Below are 23,322 nucleotides of genomic sequence, written 5' to 3'. Positions count from 1 at the left end.
TGGTGTACATTCGAACGGAGTGCCTACAAGGCGATCAATTCCCAATACTCCGTAAACTCGATGCGGTCTCCCGGAGCCATGCGGTAGCTGGGACTGCAGGGCTCCATTTCGGCAAAGCGTCCATTGCTATAAAAAATACCCATCATGTGTTCACTGCCCGCATAGGATGCTTCCGGGAACACTGGGTAGTGCTTGATAAAAAGTAGGTTTTCCCATTGGTAGCCCATCCATCCCACGAGTGCATCGCTGCCTGCCTTGATGGTGGATCCCACGGCGTGGAAGTGCAGTACCTTTCCGCGAACCCATATCCGCTCGTCCGGTCCGGGTTCGGGGTTGATGCGGTTCGGTCCCCACTCAAACCGACCGTAGCCAGCGGCAAATCGGCTGTTTTCCGGATCTACCGGCAGCGTAAGAATTCCCCCCGGCTGCACCAGGGTGCGGCTCCAAAAGTGGCGGACCAACGTATCCTGGCTGATGTTCTCCGCCCGCTGGAAGATCTTCAGTTGACCGCCCTGGGGTGAAAGTGTGAGTATCCGCTCGCTGCGCAATCCCAGTTCCTCGTCCCGCATACTGCTTAGCACCAACCGATAAGGTCCCTCGATTCGGGCCTGCCAGGGACCCATCCAGGTGGCAGCATGGAGCTTTTGGGTGAGGGCTTCGGGTCCATAGTCCAGTCTTCCCCCGTCCGGGTCAAAGCGCTCCGCTTGCCATTCTTCGAAACGCTTTCCATCCTGCAGGGAATCCGCATAGAGGATGTTTTTACCGCCGATGCGGTAGGCCAATACCCGTCCACCCGTTTCTGCGTGGATGATCAGGTCTACCGTTTCGTTGTACATGCGGTAGCAATTTGACCATCCCCGGAACGAAACCCGTTCGATCCCTGAAAAAACAGGAAAGGAAAGCAAGGCCAGAAGGGGAAGGAGTAGGGCGATTCGTGCGGATTGCATGCGGTATACGTTGGGTTTTTGGTTTTCGTTCGCTGTACGAAATCTACCAAATTTTGCTGACTGGCGCTAACCGGACTAGAAAAAAGAGGAGAACGGCATCCTGATTTTCGGACAGCAGACATCCTCGGCGCTTCGGCCGGAGCAGGTATTTCGCTCGGCTCCGGACGCTACCATTTGGATCGTTTTGCGGCAGCGAGGGGCGCAAACGGGCCTTTCGGTCCCGTTGGACAAGAAATAGAACCCCGGTTATTCCCTCTATCGGGACAGTTGGGCTTGATTACTTGTCCGGATTGATTAATTTAGGAAGTAAAAGCAAGAGGGTAGTCAGTCACCCGTACGCTTAACCAAAACGCCTATGAAACGCATTGGAATCACTGGATTGCTACTGTTGGTATCCCTACTTACCATGCACTGCCAACCGAATACCGGTAAGAAACGCCTGGACTCACTTCCCCCGGCAGTACTGGAAACGATTGAAAAACGCGTCGCAGACGGGATCACCCCGGGCATGGCCATTGCCCTGATCGATTCTGCCGGCACCACCTTTCACCATTTCGGGAAGACCACTGCGGACGGCAGCCCGGTGGATGACTATACCATTTTTGAAATCGGGTCCATATCCAAGGTGTTTACCGGAATCTTGCTCGCCCAGCAGGTGCTGGATGGAGACGTCAAGTTGGAAGACGAGGTCAATCGCTTTTTACCGGAGGGGGTAACAGCCGCTAAGAAGGGGCAGGCTGAAATTACCATTGGGCACCTGGCCGATCATACCTCCGGTTTTCCACGCATGCCGGATAATTTCACCCCGGCCAATCCCAACAATCCCTTTGCCGACTATACGGAGGATCAGATGTATGCGTTTATTTCGGGTTACGAGCCCACACGGGAAGTGGGTGCTGCCTACGAGTATTCCAATTTTGCCCAAGGCCTGCTGGGGCACATCCTAGCGCAAAACAAAGACATGAGCTACGAGGACTTGATGGTACGGGTCATTGCCGATCCATTGGGCATGGAGGATACCCGAATCCGGCTCACCGACCGCATGCAGCAGCACCTGGCGCTTGGACACAGTGCGGGAGTAGTGGTCGAAAACTGGGACATTCCCACCCTGGCCGGTGCCGGTGCCATTCGAAGTTCCGCTGCCGATATGGCGAGGTTTATAGCGGCCAATTTGGGGTACATCGACAGCGAGCTGTCGGCAGCGATGGAACTTTCCCACAAAGTGCGGCACCGCAAGGCCGGGGAGATGAACGTAGGTCTGGGTTGGCATATCAAGGAAGGGAAGGAAGGAGACGTTATCTGGCACAACGGGGGTACCGGGGGATACCGTACCTTTGTGGGATTTGTAAAAGAAACCGGAGTTGGGGTGGTCCTGCTTACCAATTCCTCTACCGGGTCGGATGATATTGGCTTTCACCTGCTCGATCCGGGTTCGGAATTGGCAGAACTCAAATCCGGCAATCAGGCCGTAGAGGTGGCTGAATCTACGCTGGATGAATACGTGGGTGTGTACGAGCTGGCCCCGGATTTTTCCATTACGATTAGCAGGGAGGGGACGCAGTTGTATTTGCAGGCCACAGCTCAGCCCCGGCTGGAACTCTATGCCGAAAGCGATTCCCTGTTTTACCTGACGGTGGTGGAGGCCAAGGTATCCTTTGAACGGAAAAACGGTGTGGTAGAAAGCCTTACGCTCTTTCAAGGAGGCCGCGAAACCCCGGGGAAGAAAGTGGAATAGGGCGGATTTGAAATTGGATCGGCCACAATTCCCTCCGCTGCGTCGGAGGGTGTAGCGCCTGAGCCAACCAGTGTCGGGAGGGATTTTCTTTGAAAACTAACCTGTCCTTAAAAAAAGTTTAGGTTTAAATTTTATTCATTATAAGTCCTACCACAAATTCCCATTTCCGTCCTGAAATCCCCCAGCCCCCTTTGCAAGGTGGAGTTGCGGAATTGCCGATTTGTTGCTGGAATTTGGTAATGTAATCGGGCTGGGGAAGGCAAGGCTTTTAAAGTAAGATACCGACCATTCAAACGTACACAAACCACCATTCCTTTCCTAACTCCACCGACCCGATCAAGTTGCCGCCCGGTACGCGAATAAAAACCCAGGCATTGTTCGGCCCCAAGTCGGAAATGGCTTATATTTAAGAAAGTATACCGTATACATAAAATTAGCCGATTGAATCATGTGGAAAAAAGCCATCGCGATCGTTTTTGTAGGAATTCTTACCCTTCCTTCCTTTTCTATCGCACAAATCCAAACCTCTCCATTCAAAAAGGGAGCCCTGCTGCAAATCGACCAAGGACAGGTAAACGACATCGTCTTTTCTTCCAAAACTGATCCCGATGATAATCCGTTTGACGCGACATTCGGGGCCATTTATACCGGACCCGATGGGCAGCTCCTGGACCTTACCGGTTTTTACAATGGCGGAAACGAATGGATCAGCCGCTTTTCGGCTGCCGAGCCAGGCACCTGGCGCTTTGTCACGTACTCCTCCGAGCCCAAACTCAGCGGACTGACTGGCGAACTGCAGGTGTTGCCCAACTCCGGTCCCCGGCAAAAAGGAGCAGTGGGCATCGATCCGGAAAATCCCCAGGCCTTTGCCCATGCGAACGGCGATCCCCATTTTATGCTGGCCTTTGAACTGGATTGGTTGTTTGCCCTGGACTACGGCAACGAATCCGGCCTGCCCAAGACCGAGCAACTCCTGGATCAGGTAAAAAGAAACGGATTCAATCACGTGGTAGCAAATATCTACGCCTACGATGTGGGTTGGCGAGTGGCCGACGACGTGCCGGAAAAATACTTCTACGGCAAACCACCCTATACCGCCTGGGAAGGTAGCAACGATAACCCCGATTTTAGCCGCCTGAACCTGGACCTTTTTCAGCATTGGGACCGGGTGCTGGCCAGCATGCAAGGCAAAGGGCTGGATGCCCATCTGATGATCTATGTCTGGAACAAATTGGTCAACTGGCCGGAAATGTACTCCCATGGGGACAACCTGTACTTTGACTACATCATTCACCGCTACCAGGCATTTTCCAACGTAATCTGGGATGTTTCCAAGGAAGCGCTGGATTACGCGCGCGCCGATCCGCCCTACATTCAGGAACGGATTCGCCGGATTCGGGAAAAGGACCGATACAACCGATTGATCACGGTACACGATTACGAATTCAATTCCCGGTACGGGGAGCTGGTGGATTTTATTTCCATTCAGAGTTGGCGCACCAATCTACATTCCCTGATGCTGCAGGGAAGGGCGGTTCATGCCGGTAAGCCGGTGGTCAACATCGAACATGGGGGCTACGAAACCGGCCCCTATCGTACCTTTGTTGGGAATTACACCAGCCCGGAAACCTGCCTGGTGCGGACCTACGAATGCGTATTTGCCGGGGTGTACGGTTCCTATTATTGGCAGAACAGCTCCTGGAACATCGTGGTCCACGATCCTTTTGCGGAGGGACAGGATTTTAAGCCGCCGCGGTTTGACTACTACAAGCACCTCGCCGGCCTGTTTACCCGATACAACTTCAACGAGCTGCAACCCAGCTATCCCAAAATTACCACCAACGGCCGTGTAGGAACGGACAATCTGGCCACCAATGGCTATGCACTAAGCAACGGGGAGGGCTTGTACCTGATGTTTATTCCCAAAGACAGCGAGCGGGTCAATGCAGTGCTTCCCAAGCCAGGAAGTGGAAAAATGAAAATCACCTGGTTCAATATTTTCACCGGCGAGTACCGGGAGCAGGGCATTCGGAACTGGTCCGGCTGGATGGAACTGATCAGTCCCTGGCAGTATACCGATTCGGTGGTGATTGTGGAGGAGGGGTGAAATGCTACTAATCAAAACAAATGGCATTACGTTTTAAGTTGAAAAAATTTGGCCGGATTCTTTTTAGAAATTATAGTAGACGCCAAAATTAGGATAGAATTGTTTTTGGTGCTGAAATGATGTAATTGTTGCACCAACAATTCTAGTAAAGAATAAAACCACGGCAAGACAGCGTATTTCTTTAACTAAACCAAACGACGATTGGCTCAAAGCCCAGGTCGATAGGGAAGAGTATTCCAGCAAAAGTGAGCTCGTCAATAATTTAATCCGACAAACACGAGTCCCGAAGAAATCCTAGCTCATATTCCTCAAAACAGCGATGTAGTTGCTATGAATCGGGCTTTATTGGAATTTGAACGGGCAACCCTTTTTATATTTTTCATCTCACTTTAAATAAAATGGGGTGAAAAACTGTTTTCGTCGCAACTATAATGGCCCTATCTGCTCAATAGCGCACATTTTGCGGAACTTGAGTAAAAAGTCCCACCAATAAATTTTGTAACTAAACCCAGGGGCGTAGCCCTGTAATCTTAGTAGAAGAAAGCTGGGTCGGCGAAAATGAGGGGCGTTAGCCCTGAAATCTTTCACGTCCTGCTGTCACGATAACAATTTGGAGTCAAAGCCCACACAGAATTGTTCAGGCCGCAACACACGTTTATCTTAGAACGGTTGTCATTTTCTGGTTGGAATGAATCTATATCCAGTCGAAATCCAGGGTCGTATCCCTGACATCTCAGTCAGTCGTACCATTCAAAAAGATATTTGGGATCATATTCAACACTGAATTTGTCAAGCAACATCAAATACTCATCCCTAAACGATTGCTTCTTATGGTGTTCGGGTTGGTTCAAGACATATTTTACGACCCTGTCAATTTGGGACCTGGAATAGGTGAACGCCCCAAATCCGTCCTGCCATGCAAATTTACCAGGAACAAGCTTTTTTTGGTTCAGCCATGTCGTTGAACCTGATTTGACCTGTTCCATTAGTTTGGAAGGGGAAATAGTAGGGTGTATGCTCGCAAAAAGATGTGTATGATCTGGATTACAATAGATAGCATACGTTTTACATTTATGGTTGGAAACGATGCCACACATCACCTTTTCCAATTCGTCACGATAAGACTCCCTGATAAAGTTTCCCCTGCCCTGGACAGAGAAAACGAATTGGACGTATAGTTGTGTATATGTATTTGCCATGGCACGATGTCAGGGCTGAACCCCTTTGGGTCCCTAAAACTAATTTAGTTCTACAAAGATTAAGTACCAAAGCTTTTGCCACTTGTTTTACATTTCCACGGCAAAAAGATTTCAGGGCTACGCCCCTCTGATTCCCGACTTAAATTCTTTTCTACTAAGATATCAGGGCTACGCCCCAATGGTTCGTGATACTAATTACGATCTACAACGGTTTGGGACAAAAGCTCTTTTGGTTTTTGGTTCGGATCCCGCAGGAAAAAGAATTCAGGGCTTCGCCCCTCTGTTTCCCAATTCTGATCTACTAAGATGCCAGGGCTACCGCCCCTGGGATTCAAAGCATCTAGTCACCATCTATGATAAATTTAAGTTTCTCAAATGCTTTGTAATTCCGTTTTCGTGTACTAAGACATGAAGGCTACGCCTTGAGGTATTTCGAGTATTTCGGTGAAATAGCTCAGGTGGTTCAGTATTCTTTGATCCTTTTTGAGAATTTTTGAGCGATAAAGCGCTCTGTTTATTGCGCTATCATCGCTCCACTTGAATAGTTTGGCTAACGTCCACTTGGATTTAACTGTACCAACTATTTTACCTCATTTTCCACAAAACAGCAATGCAGTTGTTACGAATTTAGCCTAATTGGACTGTGAACGGGCAATCCTTATTGATTTTTCACCTCACTTTGAATAATTGGGGTAAAACTGTTTTTGTAGCAACTACAATGGCCTTATCTGCTCAATAGAGCACGTTTTTCGGAATTTGAGCTAGCACAATCAAAGAAAGAATTGGGCAAGCAATAATGGGCCATTACAGACTTACTGAGGACGCCAAGGCGGATTTGATTCGTATTCATTACTATGGGGTTTTACGATTTGGTGAAACCCAGGCCGAAAAATAGTTTATGGTATTTTTTGACCAATTTGATCTAATTGCTGACCAACCCTATCTATTTCCGAGCGTGGATTTTATCAGGGAAGGCTATAGACGGAGCGTTTGTGGAGCAGATAGTATCTATTTCAGAATTGAAAATAATGCAGTAGAAATCATGGCTATAATCGGTAGGGAGGTTTTTGATGGTAAGTCAATTTAGTGCCAAAATTTTCTAAATCTTCACAATAGCAATTATTTGTGGTTTTCGTAAATCGATGCAGGTGATCAGTGGATTCGATATGCTTGCTGTTGGTGCAGAAAATTACAGAAAACGTTATATTTGTAGGTATGAGGCTAGATGAATCAAAAATAGAAAGCATAAAAGCATACTTAAAAACCCGACCGGTTTTGAAAGCATACCTGTTTGGTTCCTATGCACGAGGCCAGGCAGATCAGCATAGCGATATAGATATTTTGGTTGACTTGGATTACACGAAAAAGATAGGTTTGGAATTTATTCAGATGCAAATTGATCTCGAAAAGATATTGAATACAAAGGTCGATTTGGTTTCGTCAAACGGCTTGTCCAAGTATGTCAAACCTTACGTAGATCTTGAAAAAGAACTGATTTATGCGAAATAGGATAGGAGACAACGCTCGTTTGAACCACATCCTTAATGCCATTTCTGAAATAGAAGCCTATTTACAAAATGCGAATTATGAGACGTTCTTGAAGCATTCAATGATGCGATTTGCGTGTATCAAGCAACTGGAGATCATAGGCGAAGCGAGCGTTCACATTTCTGAAGAAATCAAAATAAAATTCCGGGAGATTGAATGGGATCAGATAAAAGGCATGCGAAATAGCTATGTTCACGAGTATTTTGGGATTGATTCAAAACTGGTTTGGGAAATTATCAACGATGACCTACCTGAATTGAAGGCTACTGTCGTGCACATACTTGTCTATCTCTCGGAAAACCAAGACTTTTAAATAATTCAGGCTTCGGAGGAAAGCCGAGGATGATCTATGAGTTGGTACAAATTGGTCTAGTGTCCTGATTGATTTATGCGTACAGTGGCAGCAAATTCCAACCCAGCTACCCCAAGATCACCACCAACAGCCGGGTAGGGACCGACAATCGGACCACCATTGGCTATGCGCTAAGCAACGGGGAGGGGCCGTATCGGATGTTTATTCCCAAAGACAGCGAGCGGCTCAATGCCTTCCTGCCAAAGCCGGCCAGTGGAAAGATGAAAATCACCCGATTTACTATTTTCACCGGCGAGTACCGGGAGCAGGGCAGCAGGAACTGGTCCGGCTGGATGGGGCTGATCAGCCCCTGGCAGTATACCGATTCGGTGGTGGTTGTGGAGGAGGGGTGAAATACTACTAATCAAAACAAGCGGCCATTGAATTATCAGGTTAGACCTTATCTCAAAACAATCCTCTCCTCCTCCGTATCGTAACGATACTTCACCACTTCGCCATTAATAATTAGCGCAATCGCCTCTTCGATTACCTGGTAAGGGGCAATAAACCATTCCCGGGGAGTGTACCGTTTACCCTGTCCATCAAAAACATCGATGTTTAAACAGGAGGAGCCAAAGAAGTTGTGAATCAGTTGCTCGATTTTCTTAAAGGCGTAATATTCTATTCATTGTCAGAGGGGCAGGATATTGAGTCGCCGTCATTTGATTATTGAAAGCACCTTGTAGGACTGTTTACCGAATACCATCTCAAGGAGATTGGCAATTTACTGCTGAATTAATTGGCATCGGCTTTGTTAATTTCTCAACGAAGCCATAAAAAAATTGAGTTGTCTTTCGTAACTTTAGAATACGGATAAATAACATTAAAAGACGGAACTAAAGCTTTCTGTTCGATTTGAAGAATTGGTTAAATTGGCGAATCAATTGTCATTACCGGAAAAGCAGCGGCTTATTGCTATACTTCAGAAAACCATTCCTAAAAGCAAAACCCAAAAGGCGGAGCGGGAATTGGGAAAATACAAAGGTAAAATTAAAATGGCTGATGATTTTAATGCACCCTTGGATGACTTTGAGGAGTATATGTAATGAGGTATCTATTAGACACACAGATTTTGTTGTGGATTTTTGGTGAATCAGATAAATTATCCGCTACAGCTACCGATATAGTTAAAGATAAAGAAAATGATTTGTTTGTTAGCAATGCCAGTTTTAATCAAAATTTTTTTGTCCGATTGAAAAAGCATGGGCTTAATTCAATCGATCATGGTTTAGAATTAGTTATCGTTATCCGAATACAGCGATTTTGGAGCTGCTGGCCAAGAAATATAAATTCGTACTATTAAGACCATGTGATCAACAAAATAACAAGTTTAAAATGGACCTAATTCAATTATTCAATATTGTTAAAACCTTGATTGAATATCCAATACTCAATCAAGGTTTAACGAAAGATATGTGAATTATTAAAGATAATCAAATAAATTTACTAGTCCACAAGAATTAATATTTTGATCCCACCATTGTGATTTTTATAATACAATTAAATTCCAAATTCATTTTTATAAATCATGCAAGACTCTAGCAGAGAAAAATAGCTATCTCTTGCGATTGAAATTTCTTGAATACTTACTCTTGCACCTTTATCTGCTCCGTATGCGCCAGTTTCTAGATATTTATAAATCCAATTATCCGGATAATCTTGCTTCCAGTTGATTATCAATTGCCGATTAGTAAAAGTATTGTCTTTTTTATAAGTTATTCCTCGAAATGAGGCTTCGTATCCATCATCAAACACTCCACCTTGCCATCTATTTCTATCGAGTAAACCAGTGCCATCTGCTAGTCCCAAATATAATCCAATATCTCCCATTACACGATTAAATTTAACATCTTCTACTTCAAATAATCTCTCAACCCTTTGGTAGAAATCATTAAAGTGACCTGAAATCAAATTTTTGACGTTGGAATTATAGTTCGGGTCCAAATGTTTGATATCTTCCATAATTAAGTAAAAGGCCGTATATCCAAATAGTTTACCCATATAGTGAGGATTTGTTTCATAGATATATAGATATCTTAGTGTTTCAAAGTAATTCCCTCTCATATCACTCCACTCTTCCTGCTTCGCAGATACCTGTTCTACTATAGCATCAATAGTGTTCCTATATTCGCTTAGTCTTCCCTCATTTATACTTCCAATAACATTCAATTCCAACAATTCAATTCGCTTATACAAAGCATTTATTCCTTTAAGCGTTTCGTTTCCTGTTTTCTCTATACTAATAAGCTTTTCCTTCATCTGAGACATTGTTATGGAAATCGCGTCGATTCTTTCGTTTGCATCTTCAAATTCTTGAAAAACCGAGTCCAAATTAGGTTGATCATTCTTATTTAATAGCTTACTTGCAAAATTTGGAAGATGATTAATCGCGTCTTTAAAAATATCAGGCATGTCAATACCGGGAATTATTTCGATAATACTGGGTATCAATGAAATTAGAGATCCTAATTCAATTTCTTCTATCGATGGTGGAGAACTGTTTGTATTTTCTTCAATAGAATAACCGTTCGGAGAGAGCAATAAAACTAGTATAGTTAGAACCAGTACTTTAGAGAGTAGATTTTTCATAATAGAGTTTATTTTTTTAACATTATTAAATTAGTATTTTGTCGTAGACATAGACCCATGTTTCAATGAAATTCTAAAAATTAAGTTTAATATTTTAGTTATATCTAGGTTTTGATTAGTTATTAAATTTCTCCATCTGCCAAATAACTACTACTCAACACCCCGTTCCGTCCCTTATACCATTTCTCCCGCTTTCTGCTTGGCATCTGCCAGGGATACATTGGAGGTATGCAATTCGACCAGTTGAAATTGCTGACCGGATGAACAGCTGTTGGGATAGGTTTGGGTTACTAGAATTACGGCGAAATACTGGTCTTTTCGAACACTACTTACAAGTAACCGATGGGAAGGGTCTTTTCTTTTGCTCGATTCAAAATTTTTATAGTAGGTTTCGGCACTTTTAAAGTCAGGGAACTTACGAAACTCATAGGTATAATGGTTTCTGAATGAGCTAACTTCACATTTTTTGTTTTCGGTTAACTTCATCAGGTAACCTACATCTTGGCCGTACAGGGTTAGGGGAAACGCCAGTGATACTAACAATACGACTATCGTTTTCATACTAGTATAGCTGTTAGGTGGCTTTTCCAATAACTATACCACCCATCGGCTACCGGACAGGCCTGGAATTCCCCCTCGCCATAGAGCACATCCAAATAGGTTGCCGATCCGATAGCTTGGGTTTTTGCGATACATAGTGTCAGTATCATAAAGGACAAATGGCCTGCGGCTGGAAAAGTCATCTGTTTTAAAGTTAGCGGTCTGGGAATGTAGACAGTTTGGTTGGTTCAAACTTCGTTTCTGTATGTATGAAAGTAAAAATAGTTTTTTGTAAAAGCAAGTGTAAGCGCCTGATAGCGAGGTAAATGGAGATAAATAGCGAAAATAGTAGGTATGTTTCAGATGTAATTTGTTTGTTAGAATACCGGATCAGCTGCTAAAATAGTTGGTGATACCTGTTATCTGGCATAGAAATACCGGTACTATGCAAATATATCTTTTATTTATTTTATTTTAAGTTTCATAAAAAATTAACAAAAAATTAATTCATTTTTTCGTGCTAGAACTTGGTGATCTTTTGTAAAAAGGTGGTTAGTAGGTAGTTAGTGATGCTAACATGGCGGGTTCTGGGGATGTTTTTACGTATATTATTTATTGAAAGTTCGGATTTATTGAAGTTTACGTAAGGAAATCCCCAGCCCTCCGCCGCGGCGGAGGGATTTGCTTAAACCTGGATTTGTTGCTGAAATTGTGTAATGCAATCGGGCCGGGGAGGGTAACGCTTTTGAATGCCGTAAATCCGTACTGAACTCTTCCTGTCGCTTCGCTCCGGGAAAAGCGTCTCCGTTTGATTCCTTCTTTTTTTTGGGGTATATTCACCAAAGGTTTTTTGGCTTTTGGATACTATAAATAGGAATGTAATACACGCATCAGCACTGGCATACATACAGCTACAAGCAGGTAGCAGAAGCGCTGCAAACCAACACCGATCAGGGTCTTTCGCCCGATGAGGTGCAGGCACGTTTGCAGCAGTACGGGGAAAACCGCATTACCACCAAAAAAAGCCAGAGCAGCATCGTTCGCTTTCTGCTCCAATTTCACCAACCCCTGATTTATATTTTGCTGGGCGCTACAGCCCTTACCCTGCTTCTGGAAGAATACACGGATGCCGCTGTCATCTTTGCAGTGGTGTTGATCAACTCCATCATTGGTTATGTACAGGAAATCAAAGCCCTGAAGGCCATCGATGCGCTGTCAAAAAGCATGAGCACCCGGGCCACCGTCATTCGTGACGGCAGGCAGTCAGAAATAAACAGCCTGGGCCTGGTACCCGGGGATATCGTGGTGGTCCAGCCGGGGGATAAAATTCCCGCCGACCTGCGCCTCTTCGCCGTCAAAAACCTGCAGGTGGACGAATCGGCCCTGACCGGAGAGTCGGTGGCCACCGAAAAAAATCCGGAGACCACTAACGGGGATGCCCTGCTGGGGGATCGCCACAACATGGGCTTTGCCACCACGGTGGTGACCTACGGAACGGGAAAGGGCCTGGTGGTGGCTACCGGGGACCGCACAGAGGTAGGCAAGATCAACCAATCCATCGCTTCTGCGGAAGAACTGGATACCCCCCTGACCCTGAAAATCAAAAAATTCAGTCATACGTTACTTTGGATCATTCTGAGCCTGTCCCTGCTGATCCTTGCGTTGGCCTACCTGCGGGGAGAGAGCCTGGCAGATGCCTTTATGGTGGCCGTAGCGCTGATGGTGGGTGCCATACCCGAGGGCCTTCCCGCAGCGGTGACCATCATGCTGGCCATTGGCGTGGCCCAGATGGCCAAAAGGCGGGCCATTATCCGCAAACTGGTGGCCGTGGAAACCCTGGGCAGCGCCAACGTGATCTGCTCGGACAAAACCGGAACGCTTACGGAAAACCAAATGACGGTTCAAAAAATACTGGCCGGCGGGGAGGCTTTCGAGCTTACCGGGATAGGCTACAATCCGGAAGGAAACGTGCTTTTTAATGGGCAAACGGTGGACCTTTCCGAAAAGCCGGCCTTGCAGCAGGTGCTGACTGCAGGGCTACTTTGCTCCAATAGCCGCATTGTGGAAGAAGGGGGGCGGTGGACAGCGGAGGGCGATCCCACCGAGGCAGCGCTGATCAGTGCCGCCGAAAAAGCAGGCATCACCCGGCAGCAAACCGAACCGCAATATCCCCGCCTGGACGAGGTTCCCTTCCAATCGGAAAACCAATACATGGGCAGCCTGCACCGACACGAAGATCAAACGGTGGTTTTCTTAAAGGGATCGGTGGAGTCGGTGATCCGCTGTGCGGATCGGGCGCTGGACAAAACCGGCCAAATTGTCCCCATTGATTCAGCCGCCGTGCAGCGGGCAGCCGAGCAGTTGGCTGCGGAAGGCCTGCGGGTCCTGGCCTTTGCCTTTAAAACCAGCGATCCTGACCAACGGCAACTGGACCAGCAGGACCTGTCCGAAGGCATGGTCTTTACCGGACTTCAGGGCATGATAGATCCGCCGAGAAAAGAGGCGGTAGATGCCGTAGCTCTTTGTCAGCAGGCCGGTATACAGGTAAAAATGATCACCGGCGACCATGCCCTTACCGCAGCCAACATCGCCGAGCAACTGGGGATCCGTGGCCAAACCGAAAACGAAAGACTCCTGGCCCTTACCGGGCTGGAACTGCAGGGATTCTCGGACGAGCAATTGCAGGAAGTGGCCGGAGCGGTGGCGGTCTTTGCCCGGGTCAGCCCGGATCAGAAACTTCGGCTGGTAAAGGCCCTGCAGGCCAGTGGCAAGGTGGTGGCCATGACCGGTGATGGGGTAAATGATGGGCCGGCCTTAAAGCAAGCGAACATTGGCATCGCCATGGGCATTACAGGCACCGAAGTCGCCAAAGATGCTTCGGATATGCTGCTTACCGACGACAATTTCGCTTCCATAGAGGCCGCCGTGGAAGAGGGAAGGGGGTCTTGGACAACCTGACCAAGTTTATTGTCTGGACCCTTCCGACCAACCTGGGAGAGGCCCTGGTCATCCTTGCCAGCATTGCCTTTACTACCCAATTGCCGCTGGCCCCGGTGCAGATTCTCTGGATCAACATGACCACCGCCGTGTTGCTTGGCTTGATGCTTACTTTCGAACCCAAGGAAAAAGGCATCATGGACCGACCTCCGGTTCCCTCGGGAAAGCCTATCCTTACCTTTCCCCTGATCATGCGGACCCTGTTGGTCGGGACCTTGCTGATGCTCAGTTCGTTTTTACTGTTTCGTTACGAGTTATCTCTGGGGGCCAGCCTGGCCGAAGCCCAGACGGTGGCCACCACGGTATTTATCGTACTGGAAAGCTTCTACTTGTTCAACTGCCGCTCCCTACACCGGTCCGTTCGGGAAATCGGCTGGTTTTCCAATAAATGGGTGTACGTGGGCGCCTTTACCATGCTACTCCTGCAACTCGTATTCATTCATGCGCCGCTGATGAATACCTTGTTCCACTCGGCCCCCATTGGTCTGGACTCCTGGATACGGGTGCTGGGGGCAGGGATTGGCCTATTCCTATTGGTGTCCCTGGAAAAGACCATCCGCAGAAAATTTACAGGGTCGGATGGGTTCTGAGTCGAGCGATCGGTCCTTCCCCTCCCGGTCCGACGCGTTAAGCTGCCCGTTCTCCGTCTACGTCCGACCACCGCAGTGGCGCAAGCGTCGGGAAAAAGGACCCGCGAGGCAACCCAAAAAACGATCCTGCCAGCTTTTTGAAAAGCGAAAAAGCTGTATATTTAGGGCATTAATTTTGACCGGTCCGATAACGCAATGAACCATCCGCTGCTGTTTTTTGTGCTGCTGCTACTTGCCCTTGGGTCCTGCGGCCCTGCAGAGAAAGGAAAAGAAAGGAAAACCGAAGCTGCGGCGACGCTGGACGAAAAACCTTTGCGAGCGCCTTATGCAGGGATGAAGTGGGAGAAAATTTCCGGGGCAGGCATGGAGTTTTGGGCGCAACAAAGCCCCGATCTACGGGTGGAAATCAGTGAAACCCTACCCGGTGCATTTGTGGAGCGCGTGGAAAACGGGCAGCCGGTAGCCCTGCAACGCGTCCTGCAGGTATTCTCCCTTCCGAACGAAAAAATCGAGGACCTGTTGGACATTTTGGCAGCGGATGAGGGTTGGTCGAAAGCGGAGGGCTGTGCTTTTGAAGCGATTGCATCCAACCGGGCGGGAGTGGATCGGTACGAGCTGCGTCCCACCGGAAAGGCAAGGCAGGCGTACGAGGAGCGGGCCTCGGTGGAACCCATCACCCAAACCTGTGCCGGCTGGGGAATGGGCAACAGCGGCATTCGGTATTTCGAAATTCACCGGTCCAATCCGGACAGAGCCTTGTTTGTGGAAATCGGGCAGGAAGCGCCTTTGTTTGATGAAAACAGTATTTATTTGAAATAGGGAGCCAGCGAGCACCCGAGTAGCAACGAATCGATCGAAACTAACTAACGAAAAAAAAACGATGAAATTCAAATTTCTTTTGGTAGTCCTGATTGCCTTTTTAGTGGTGTCCTGCGGCAACGATACCGATCCCGACGACGGTCCGGCCACTGCGGCAGACATCGTAGGTTCGGTCAATTTATACGACGAGGGCACCAACTCTCTGGACAACGCCGGCATGCAAGTAAGCGTGGAAGGTACCTCACCACTTATTACTGCCACAACCGATGCCAATGGGCGCTTTGTGCTAGCCGATGTCCCTTTCGGAACCCATACCCTGGTGTACGAAAAAGCAGGGTATGGTACCTTTAAGAAATACGAGGTGGTTCACGAAAATACCGGACCCGTTACGGCTATCTCGGAAACACCCTCCCTGGGTCAACGCTCCACCACCGAGATTACCGCCCTGGCGGTTCAACTACAGGCTGGGGAGGTGACGCTGCAAATTACGACCGACCCGGCTGGAAATTCTGCAAACCGTCGGTATGTCCGGTATTTTCTCGGCACCGAATCCAGCCTTGAGGTGGAAGACTATCAAGCATTTTCTCCGGTATTTGTAGCCCAGATCAACCCGTTTGAGCTTACCTTGTCTCAAACAGACCTACAGGATGCCGGATTTACCTCCGGACAGACGGTGTATGTTCGGGCATATGGGGATTCATTTTGGAGCAATACCTACCTTGACCCGGACCTGGATCGTACGGTATTTCCAAATATCCACCCAAACGCTGCGGATGCGGTATCATTTGTGATGCCCTAAGGATGGAGTATAGAAGGAGGGAGGAAAAGCTCGATAGGCGGCTTATTTGACCTGAATGGCAAGCGCCTTCTCCCGGCCTTTTGCGGTCTGCCTGCTTAGAATATAAATAGGAAAGAACCCATTCCTGCTTTTGGCTGGGCTGGCAGCGGAAACATTTGAAACACAAATACCAATTGATATGGCTTTACCCACTATTTTCGACAAAGAAGTAACAGCGGAGCTGATCCGGAGGATTGACTCTCTGACACCCAGTACCCAGCCGCAATGGGGAAAAATGAGTGTGGCTCAAATGCTGGCGCATTGCAACGTCACCTATGAGATGGCTTATGAAAACAAGCATCCCAAACCCAATTTTTTTATGGGATTGATCCTCAAAGCCTTTGTCAAAAAAATGGTGGTGAACGAAACCCCTTACAAGAAGAATGTTCGAACGGCACCGGCGTTTATCATCGCAGATGAGCGGGTTTTTGAGGAAGAGAAAGCACGACTGATCCAGTACTTGCACAAAACCGTGGAGTTGGGAGCAGATCATTTTGATGGAAGGGAATCCCTGTCCTTCGGTAAATTGTCGAAAGAAGAATGGAACAATATGTTTTACAAGCACCTGGACCACCACCTGAGGCAATTTGGGGTGTAACAATGTCAGGCAGTAGGAGATTCCATTCGGGTTTACCGCCGTTTCCTGAAAACGATTTGGCCACCCTTAACTAATTGATCCGCCAGGCTCTATGGAAAAGAAAGGTCTCAAAAAATACGCATTCGTAGGTTTTACCTGGCTTTTTGTCGCTGCTAGCACGGTGGGGATAGCTAGCTGGCAGGGCCTGCATTCCTTTGTTTTCGCCTGGGTAGTAAACTTTCTCTTAATGACAGCGGTTTTGTCCTACACCGAAACCTTCCAACCCCCACTGCAATCGAGCTATTTTGACACCAAAAAGTGGGAAGCAGGAGGAACGGTATATAGATGGCTCGGGGTATGCGTTTTTAGGAAGTTGCTGGTATGGATTGGCTGGGAGAAACTCAGCAGGGCCTCCAACCCGGTAAAAAAGAACCGGGAAGCCCTACAAAAACTAGAATACCAAACCCGTCAATCGGAGTTTGGCCACCTACTCATTTTTGTTGTTGTAGCGATTTTTGGCCTCCTGGTAGCCTTGCTATACGGCATCAGGGCATCCTTTTGGCTCTTTTTTCTGAATATCCTGTTAAACGGTTACCCGATCGCAGTGCAGCGGTATAACCGCCCCAGGATGAGGCGTGTTTTGGCCTGAATCGAAAGGGGTCTGGAAATAACGAAAGTCCCGTTTTGCTCATTCAAACAAATCTTCTTGCTAAAATCCCTCACTCATCAACGGTTGTATGTTTAATCACAACCCATGTGCGAAAAGATGCGGAGATTTTAAAGGTTCACTTAAGTACCGGCGATGCAAATTTGAATCAGCCCTGTGAAGCCATGATTGACCAAGTAAGGGCAATAGATAATCGAAGGCTTACCGAAAGGCTGGGTACATTACCAGACGAATTAGCGGTTCAGGTTAAGGAAACTATTCGCATTGTCCTTGATCTTGAATAAGAATACCTTCAACGTATTTTACAAAAAATCCGGCCGATCCGGTCCATCATAAGGTGCCGCTCCAACTTTTTCCCCTGAACCTCTGTCCACCTCCAACAAATCGCGATCGTTCGCTTCGGGAGCCTGAATCAGGCCATAGTGCCGGCCCATCCAATAGTCTCTAATAAAGCCTGTTGGCTCCATGATCCTTTTGCTGTTTTGCCCACCATCCAATACAATGGCCCGTCGGGCACCACGGGTGACTGCCGTTTCCCGGGGAGAAATGGCCTTTAGCCCCCCCTCGTAGGAGGTGTAGCCCGCTTCCACAAACAAATCGTCCCGGTGGGAATTGGCAAAATTGTGCTCCGTGCAATCGAGTGTCCATTCCCGCAAGTGTTGCACGGCAGCTTCCAAATCGGCATCGTTGCCGGTCATGGCCGCGTAGGTAAAGTTAAACCAGGGGATCTGCTCCATGCGCTTGATTTCAAAGGTACGCTCCAGGCTTCTCAGGTAAAAGGAGCGGAGAATGGGATCCTTCTCGTAGCGCAGCAGGGTATTGTAGGCCTCAAAGGCCAGGTTGTCATCCCAGGGGGCAATCTGGGAAGGAGGGAAGGTGTTTTTCTGCTTGACGGTATTTTCCGCATAGCCCCAGTCTACCAACTGCTCGTATCCTTTTTTGAAGCGTTCTTCTCCGGTCAGGACGTAGGTGGAGTAGGTGAACGCCAGCGCTTCCAGGCCGTTCACACCCCGGTCGGACCAGCCATAGGGGCGCAGCAGGTACTCAGGATTCCAGCGTCCCCAGCGGGTGGGTTGCCCATCCGCATCGATCAGCACCCAGCCGTTTTCCATGATGTAGCCGGCTATCCGGCGCATGTGCTCTTTGGCCAGTTCCTTTTCCTGCCCCTTAGCTGCCAGGTCGTGAAACAAGGCCACGCTATAGAAATGAGCGATAATCTCGTCGCTGGAAGCATCCCCTTTCCAGTACCAAAGGCTATCTGCCGTGGCGTTCCATTTGGCAGGCAGGCCGCCGGAACCCCTTTGGCCCATGGCGCCTTTATCTCCTTTGCGGGACCAGATGGAGCGGGCGATCAGTCCGTCAATGGGGGTGACTCGCTCCAGCCACAACATGGCCTGAAAGGAATTGACCGCTTCTTGGCGCGCCGTTTCCTCCCCGGTCACGGCGTATTTGTAGCTCATGGCCGAGAGGTAGGTGGCCGTATGGGCGCCGTCATTGTCGCTGATTTCGCGTACCCATTCGCCTTCGTATTGGTAGAGGGTGTGAATAAAGCCCATGCGTTTGTGTCCGTATTCCTCCAGCCATTGTTCGTAATGGTCGCTTTTCTTGCGCAGGGTAAATGGCTCGTAGCGAATAATGCCAATGCCGCCTTCGGTGGCCAGCAGCACTTCGTTTTCCCCCACCGCAATATCATTGACTTGGTTATCCGGCAGCCAGTGGTCTGCACCGAAATAGTGCCAGTCGTCTTCCAGCATCCGAACCGCCCCGCGGGTGGTGGCAATCCATACATCCCGATCAAAACCCTGTGCCAGTTCCCGGGTATCTTCTACCGGCAGGCCGTCGGCCCCCTTGATTTGCTGCAGGGAAGCACCGCGCAGCACGCCCAAACCCCGGTCTGTGCTAACATATAGCCGACTTCCCAGGGACAGCAGGTCGTAGGTAGTTTTAGAAGGCAGATTGCCCCAATCAATGAGGTGTTCGTTGACCACCTTTCCGGAAAGCTGTACCAGTTTTCCAGGCCGGAGAATGTGCAAGGTACCGCTGTAACTGGCTATTGCCGTGATAGGCCCCAATTTTACCGGATCGGCCAGCAGCTGGGTACCGTCTTCCATCAGCATGGTCACATCGCTGGAAAGGTAGCCGCCATCCGGTTCAATGTTGGTTAATTTCCCTGTTTCGTGTACGTAAATGGCCTCACGGGTAGCGGCATGGACCTTACCCTGATGCAGGCAAACATCTACAAAAGTCTCTTCACTGAGTTTTTCCCAGGAGTTGCCGCCAAAGCGGTACAACCCGGAGGCGGCGATGACCCAGGCGTCGGCGCCAATAACTTCTAACTTCTGTATCCCCGCCGGGCTATCGGATACCGGCTGAAGGCTTCCTTCTTTCAGTTCCTGAAGTGTTCCATCCACCACGGCAAAGGAACGGCCCGCCAAAAGGGCTACCTGCGTCACGGCGGTGGGGGTATGAACCAATTCACTTTTTTCCTGAAGGAATACCTTGTCGGCTACCGGTTTCCAGAGCGTTTGCTGGGCGGCCAATGGTAAGCTCAGGACAGAAATAAGAAGTCCAAGCGTATAGAATTTTAGCGATTGAGTCATTTTTTAAACGGGTCTGCAGAATGTATTTTTATATCCTATACCCGCCATGTCGAAAAAGGGCCATTGACCCACACGGATTCCTGATGAATGGTGCAACTGGAAGTATCCGATCCGCAAGAAGCTGCGAAAACTTTTCTTAGTTAGTAAGGGTGGGTATTCTGGAAGGCTTTTGGGGTTTTTCCGAAGCGGTTTTTAAACGCGCGTATAAAATAGGTGACGTTATTGAAGCCGGACATAAAGCATACTTCCTGTACTTGCGAGACCCCTTGTTTCAGGTAATTGGCAGCCAGGGTCAGGCGCTGGTCCAGGATGTATTCCGAGGGACTGATGCCCAGTTCTTTTTTAAAAGACCGGGAAAAATGGGCTTTACTCATGCAGGCTTTTTCGCTGAGTTGGTCCACGCTGATCTCTTCCCGGATGTTGGTTTTGATGAAGTGCACCACGTGCGCGAGGCGGTTGGAATCCGAATGGTTGCGGTAGGTCTTTTCCAGCAAGTCCCGGGCCTGGGTTTGAGACAAGCGAATCAGCAGTTCTTTGAGGGCGAGGGAAGCGATCAGGTCTTTTTCCCGGGAACGTTCTTTCACGCCAATGTTGATAAACCGATTGATGACAGCCGATAAATCACGGGTATTGATCAAATGGAAGCAGTTGCTGTCCAATCCCCATTCCTGCTGCCAGATTTTGTCGGGAAATTTTTCATTGAGCAGGTGAAAGGTGTTTTCAATCATCTCCCTGGATATGGACAGGGCAATGCACTGGGTGGGATTGTCCCAGCGAGCTTCAGGAAAGTCGATCTTCATGCATTCTTCCGGCGGCACGATGACGGACTCCCCGGGCAGGTAGTCAAATCCCGGCTTGTCAAACAGGTGCATGACCTTTTTCCCCTTGAGCATGGTGGTCAGCACCAGATCGCCGAAGCTCAGGTTGACGTTTGCGGCTTTTTGGTGGGTTTCGAAGATATTCAGTTCGCAATTGTCGAGCGTATAGGTAGTGCGGTTTTCCACCAGGGATTTTAAATCCCGTTCGTCTCTCCAGGGAACAGGGGCAATTAGGGGTTTATTAGGCATTCTTTTGCATACTAAAGAAAACAAGGTAGGTAATTCGGAAATTTTTTCATAACAATTCTACCACAAATACCGTGTACCGAGTCAATTTTCCCTCGCATAGCGCATAGAAAGGGCCTGATTGATTCGATTTTACGTTCCCTGACTGAATTCTAGCCACTTGGTTGATGGGTAGAGGCCTTGGCCTGTTGCGCCGGCTGCGGATTCCTGCGATTACGCAACCGCATACCTGGGGAGATTTCTGTAGCAGAAAGGATGGGGCCGGGCGGTCGGTCTGGCTCGCTGCAATCCTAGGCCTTTTCCTTTCAGTCCGGCCAGGTGTTTCTCCGACGCAGGACGGTACCAAACACCATTTTTCGAGGCTACCCAGATGCGTTTCGCCCGTCACCTTCCTTTCGGTGCATCCCGCCTTGCCTGGGATTGGGATGCGCTTCTCTAAACCTTGGATTAATGCCGGTAGGGAACGCGTACAAACTCAGATTAGGTGGATAGTTTGCTGCATTAGGTGGATTTTTTAGAAAAATTGTTGCTGAAATTTGACAGGTAATCAATTAACACGAGTATGTCAACAATAACAGTATCCCAATCCAAGCCTGTAGACAGGCCTTCGATTAAAGAAAAATACGATCATTTCATCGGTGGCGCATGGGTAGCTCCCTCCTCCGGCGAATATTTTGAAAATACCTCTCCCGTGGATGGGAAGGTATTGTCCAGCGCAGCCCGCGGAAATCGGGCGGATGTGGAAAAGGCATTGGATGCGGCCCATCAGGCCTTCCCTTCCTGGTCCAAAACGTCCGCGGCCGAACGAAGCAGGGTGCTAAACAAGGTGGCGGACATCATCGAGGCCAACCTGGAAATGCTTGCCCGTGTGGAAACTCTGGACAATGGAAAAGCACTGCGTGAGACGCGTGCTGCGGATTTGCCGTTGGTGATCGATCATTTCCGGTATTTTGCCGGCGTGATCCGTGCCGACGAAAGCACCATTTCGGAGCACGACGAGCACACGGTGAGCATTGCACTGCACGAGCCGCTAGGGGTGGTGGGGCAAATCATTCCCTGGAACTTTCCCTTGCTAATGGCGACTTGGAAAATCGCGCCGGCGTTGGCTGCCGGCTGCTGTACCGTGGTAAAGCCGGCCGAGCAGACGCCAACCAGCATTATGGTCTTGATGGAACTGATCGGTGAAGTGCTGCCTCCAGGCGTATTGAACGTGGTGACCGGATTCGGTCCGGAGGCTGGAAAACCGCTGGCGACATCTACCCGGGTGGCCAAGGTAGCCTTTACGGGAGAAACAACCACCGGACGCCTGATCATGCAATATGCCTCCGAAAACCTCATTCCCGTGACCATGGAATTGGGCGGAAAATCACCCAATATCTTTATGAAATCGGTGGCCGACGCAGACGATGCCTATTTCGACAAAGCGGTGGAAGGAGCGGTGATGTTTGCGCTGAATCAGGGCGAAGTCTGTACCTGTCCTTCCCGAATCCTGGTTCACGAGGACATTTACGAAGTCTTTATGGAGAAAGTAGTGGAGCGCACCAAAGCCATCAAAATGGGGCATCCCCTTGCCGAGGACACCATGATGGGTGCCCAGGCTTCCAACGACCAGTTTGAGAAAATCCTTTCGTACCTGGACATTGGCAAGCAGGAAGGGGCTGAAGTGCTCTGCGGCGGAGACAAGGCCAGCCTCAATTCCGGTTTGGAAAACGGCTTTTACATCCAGCCGACCATCTTTAAGGGCCACAACAAGATGCGGATCTTTCAGGAGGAAATATTCGGTCCGGTAACATCCGTGACTACGTTTAAGACTACCGAGGAGGCCATCGAAATTGCCAACGACACCATGTACGGGCTTGGGGCAGGACTTTGGTCCCGCGATGCCCACGAGCTGTATCAGGTGCCCCGGGCGATCAAAGCTGGCCGCGTTTGGGTCAATTGCTACCATGCCTACCCGGCGCACGCGCCATTCGGGGGGTACAAAAAGTCCGGCTTTGGACGGGAAAACCACCTGATGATGCTTTACCACTACCGGCAAACCAAGAACATGCTTATTTCGTACGATAAGAATAAGTTGGGTTTCTTTTAACGGACGCAAGGGCCGCTCCCAATGGGAGCGGTCATTGTTTTTCCAGCTATGCACCCCAAATAAC

Annotated in this window: 20 protein-coding genes; 14 read left to right on the top strand and 6 right to left on the bottom strand. The window is 48.7% G+C overall.

Features of this window, described 5'->3' with window-relative positions; translation table 11 throughout:
• Positions 1-23 precede the first annotated feature (23 nt).
• The gene (locus BMW71_RS18515) at positions 24-947 is read right to left on the bottom strand and encodes a hypothetical protein (RefSeq protein ID WP_143057681.1); all 924 of its coding nucleotides are present in this window, start codon (positions 945-947) and stop codon (positions 24-26) included.
• A gap of 355 nt (positions 948-1,302) precedes the next feature.
• On the opposite strand from BMW71_RS18515, the gene BMW71_RS18510 reads away from it, so the two are divergent.
• Both BMW71_RS18510 and BMW71_RS18505 read left to right on the top strand, forming a co-directional pair.
• A complete protein-coding gene (locus BMW71_RS18510) occupies positions 1,303-2,682 on the top strand; it encodes a serine hydrolase (RefSeq protein ID WP_092177451.1) in 1,380 nt (459 codons plus the stop codon).
• 448 nt (positions 2,683-3,130) lie between these two features.
• Positions 3,131-4,789, top strand: a complete 1,659-nt coding sequence (locus tag BMW71_RS18505) for an apiosidase-like domain-containing protein (protein WP_092177449.1) — start codon at positions 3,131-3,133, stop codon at positions 4,787-4,789.
• Positions 4,790-5,526: 737 nt separating this feature from the next.
• Here the strand turns inward: BMW71_RS18505 and tnpA are convergent.
• A complete protein-coding gene (tnpA, locus tag BMW71_RS18500) occupies positions 5,527-5,988 on the bottom strand; it encodes an IS200/IS605 family transposase (protein ID WP_092177447.1) in 462 nt (153 codons plus the stop codon).
• Between the two features lie 1,215 nt (positions 5,989-7,203).
• On the opposite strand from tnpA, the gene BMW71_RS18490 reads away from it, so the two are divergent.
• The 4 genes from BMW71_RS18490 to BMW71_RS18475 all read left to right on the top strand — a co-directional run bounded on the left by BMW71_RS18490 (position 7,204) and on the right by BMW71_RS18475 (position 8,934).
• The gene (locus tag BMW71_RS18490) at positions 7,204-7,497 is read left to right on the top strand and encodes a nucleotidyltransferase family protein (protein WP_092177646.1); all 294 of its coding nucleotides are present in this window, start codon (positions 7,204-7,206) and stop codon (positions 7,495-7,497) included.
• Positions 7,487-7,849: a HepT-like ribonuclease domain-containing protein gene (locus BMW71_RS18485; protein WP_092177445.1), complete on the top strand. Its 363-nt coding sequence runs from the start codon at positions 7,487-7,489 to the stop codon at positions 7,847-7,849. The genes BMW71_RS18490 and BMW71_RS18485 overlap by 11 nt, the downstream gene beginning before the upstream one ends.
• Before the next feature lie 68 nt (positions 7,850-7,917).
• Positions 7,918-8,241: a hypothetical protein gene (locus BMW71_RS18480; protein WP_092177443.1), complete on the top strand. Its 324-nt coding sequence runs from the start codon at positions 7,918-7,920 to the stop codon at positions 8,239-8,241.
• Between the two features lie 519 nt (positions 8,242-8,760).
• Positions 8,761-8,934 (top strand): DUF2281 domain-containing protein, encoded by a 174-nt coding sequence (locus BMW71_RS18475; RefSeq protein WP_218145607.1) that lies wholly within the window; start codon positions 8,761-8,763, stop codon positions 8,932-8,934.
• Positions 8,935-9,388: 454 nt separating this feature from the next.
• Here BMW71_RS18475 and BMW71_RS18465 read toward each other — a convergent pair whose 3' ends face one another.
• Together BMW71_RS18465 and BMW71_RS18460 are read right to left on the bottom strand one after the other, a co-directional pair.
• A complete protein-coding gene (locus tag BMW71_RS18465) occupies positions 9,389-10,477 on the bottom strand; it encodes a hypothetical protein (RefSeq protein WP_092177439.1) in 1,089 nt (362 codons plus the stop codon).
• A gap of 174 nt (positions 10,478-10,651) precedes the next feature.
• A complete protein-coding gene (locus tag BMW71_RS18460) occupies positions 10,652-11,038 on the bottom strand; it encodes a hypothetical protein (protein WP_092177437.1) in 387 nt (128 codons plus the stop codon).
• A 912-nt stretch (positions 11,039-11,950) separates the two neighbouring features.
• Between BMW71_RS18460 and BMW71_RS18450 the strand changes: the two genes are divergently transcribed.
• The 7 genes from BMW71_RS18450 to BMW71_RS18425 all read left to right on the top strand — a co-directional run bounded on the left by BMW71_RS18450 (position 11,951) and on the right by BMW71_RS18425 (position 17,789).
• The gene (locus BMW71_RS18450; protein ID WP_244891229.1) at positions 11,951-13,975 is read left to right on the top strand and encodes a cation-translocating P-type ATPase; all 2,025 of its coding nucleotides are present in this window, start codon (positions 11,951-11,953) and stop codon (positions 13,973-13,975) included.
• Complete coding sequence (locus BMW71_RS23920; protein WP_244891221.1) at positions 13,963-14,604, top strand: cation transporting ATPase C-terminal domain-containing protein; 642 nt, start codon at positions 13,963-13,965, stop codon at positions 14,602-14,604. The genes BMW71_RS18450 and BMW71_RS23920 overlap by 13 nt, the downstream gene beginning before the upstream one ends.
• Positions 14,605-14,799: 195 nt before the next feature.
• Positions 14,800-15,423: a hypothetical protein gene (locus BMW71_RS18445; RefSeq protein ID WP_092177433.1), complete on the top strand. Its 624-nt coding sequence runs from the start codon at positions 14,800-14,802 to the stop codon at positions 15,421-15,423.
• Positions 15,424-15,484: 61 nt separating this feature from the next.
• A complete protein-coding gene (locus BMW71_RS18440) occupies positions 15,485-16,222 on the top strand; it encodes a carboxypeptidase-like regulatory domain-containing protein (RefSeq protein WP_092177431.1) in 738 nt (245 codons plus the stop codon).
• 178 nt (positions 16,223-16,400) lie between these two features.
• The gene (locus BMW71_RS18435) at positions 16,401-16,859 is read left to right on the top strand and encodes a DUF1569 domain-containing protein (RefSeq protein WP_092177429.1); all 459 of its coding nucleotides are present in this window, start codon (positions 16,401-16,403) and stop codon (positions 16,857-16,859) included.
• A 91-nt stretch (positions 16,860-16,950) separates the two neighbouring features.
• On the top strand, positions 16,951-17,487 hold the full coding sequence (locus tag BMW71_RS18430) for a glycosyl-4,4'-diaponeurosporenoate acyltransferase CrtO family protein (protein ID WP_092177427.1): 537 nt from the start codon (positions 16,951-16,953) through the stop codon (positions 17,485-17,487).
• Positions 17,484-17,789 (top strand): type II toxin-antitoxin system PemK/MazF family toxin, encoded by a 306-nt coding sequence (locus BMW71_RS18425; RefSeq protein ID WP_092177425.1) that lies wholly within the window; start codon positions 17,484-17,486, stop codon positions 17,787-17,789. The genes BMW71_RS18430 and BMW71_RS18425 overlap by 4 nt, the downstream gene beginning before the upstream one ends.
• Before the next feature lie 18 nt (positions 17,790-17,807).
• Here the strand turns inward: BMW71_RS18425 and BMW71_RS18420 are convergent, their stop codons facing one another.
• On the bottom strand, positions 17,808-20,105 hold the full coding sequence (locus tag BMW71_RS18420; protein WP_092177423.1) for a hypothetical protein: 2,298 nt from the start codon (positions 20,103-20,105) through the stop codon (positions 17,808-17,810).
• A gap of 140 nt (positions 20,106-20,245) precedes the next feature.
• Positions 20,246-21,172: an AraC family transcriptional regulator gene (locus tag BMW71_RS18415; RefSeq protein WP_092177421.1), complete on the bottom strand. Its 927-nt coding sequence runs from the start codon at positions 21,170-21,172 to the stop codon at positions 20,246-20,248.
• Between the two features lie 559 nt (positions 21,173-21,731).
• Here BMW71_RS18415 and BMW71_RS18410 point away from each other — a divergent pair.
• Positions 21,732-23,258, top strand: a complete 1,527-nt coding sequence (locus BMW71_RS18410) for an aldehyde dehydrogenase family protein (protein ID WP_092177419.1) — start codon at positions 21,732-21,734, stop codon at positions 23,256-23,258.
• Positions 23,259-23,322: the final 64 nt, after the last annotated feature.

This window comes from Cyclobacterium xiamenense (assembly GCF_900109255.1).
Taxonomy (GTDB): domain Bacteria; phylum Bacteroidota; class Bacteroidia; order Cytophagales; family Cyclobacteriaceae; genus Cyclobacterium; species Cyclobacterium xiamenense.
The sequence above is the reverse complement of the archived record's forward strand: the minus strand, read 5'-3'. Positions and strand labels throughout refer to the sequence as shown.

What these genes read in the sequence shown, in the direction of transcription:
- BMW71_RS18435 (WP_092177429.1), top strand. Translation starts at nt 16,401, where the DNA reads ATGGCTTTACCCACTATTTTCGACAAAGAAGTAACAGCGGAGCTGATC.
- tnpA (WP_092177447.1), bottom strand. Translation starts at nt 5,988, where the DNA reads ATGGCAAATACATATACACAACTATACGTCCAATTCGTTTTCTCTGTC.
- BMW71_RS18440 (WP_092177431.1), top strand. Translation starts at nt 15,485, where the DNA reads ATGAAATTCAAATTTCTTTTGGTAGTCCTGATTGCCTTTTTAGTGGTG.
- BMW71_RS18465 (WP_092177439.1), bottom strand. Translation starts at nt 10,477, where the DNA reads ATGAAAAATCTACTCTCTAAAGTACTGGTTCTAACTATACTAGTTTTA.
- BMW71_RS18515 (WP_143057681.1), bottom strand. Translation starts at nt 947, where the DNA reads ATGCAATCCGCACGAATCGCCCTACTCCTTCCCCTTCTGGCCTTGCTT.
- BMW71_RS18415 (WP_092177421.1), bottom strand. Translation starts at nt 21,172, where the DNA reads ATGCCTAATAAACCCCTAATTGCCCCTGTTCCCTGGAGAGACGAACGG.
- BMW71_RS18420 (WP_092177423.1), bottom strand. Translation starts at nt 20,105, where the DNA reads ATGACTCAATCGCTAAAATTCTATACGCTTGGACTTCTTATTTCTGTC.
- BMW71_RS18430 (WP_092177427.1), top strand. Translation starts at nt 16,951, where the DNA reads ATGGAAAAGAAAGGTCTCAAAAAATACGCATTCGTAGGTTTTACCTGG.
- BMW71_RS18505 (WP_092177449.1), top strand. Translation starts at nt 3,131, where the DNA reads ATGTGGAAAAAAGCCATCGCGATCGTTTTTGTAGGAATTCTTACCCTT.
- BMW71_RS18410 (WP_092177419.1), top strand. Translation starts at nt 21,732, where the DNA reads ATGTCAACAATAACAGTATCCCAATCCAAGCCTGTAGACAGGCCTTCG.
- BMW71_RS18490 (WP_092177646.1), top strand. Translation starts at nt 7,204, where the DNA reads ATGAGGCTAGATGAATCAAAAATAGAAAGCATAAAAGCATACTTAAAA.
- BMW71_RS18445 (WP_092177433.1), top strand. Translation starts at nt 14,800, where the DNA reads ATGAACCATCCGCTGCTGTTTTTTGTGCTGCTGCTACTTGCCCTTGGG.
- BMW71_RS18510 (WP_092177451.1), top strand. Translation starts at nt 1,303, where the DNA reads ATGAAACGCATTGGAATCACTGGATTGCTACTGTTGGTATCCCTACTT.
- BMW71_RS18485 (WP_092177445.1), top strand. Translation starts at nt 7,487, where the DNA reads ATGCGAAATAGGATAGGAGACAACGCTCGTTTGAACCACATCCTTAAT.
- BMW71_RS18460 (WP_092177437.1), bottom strand. Translation starts at nt 11,038, where the DNA reads ATGAAAACGATAGTCGTATTGTTAGTATCACTGGCGTTTCCCCTAACC.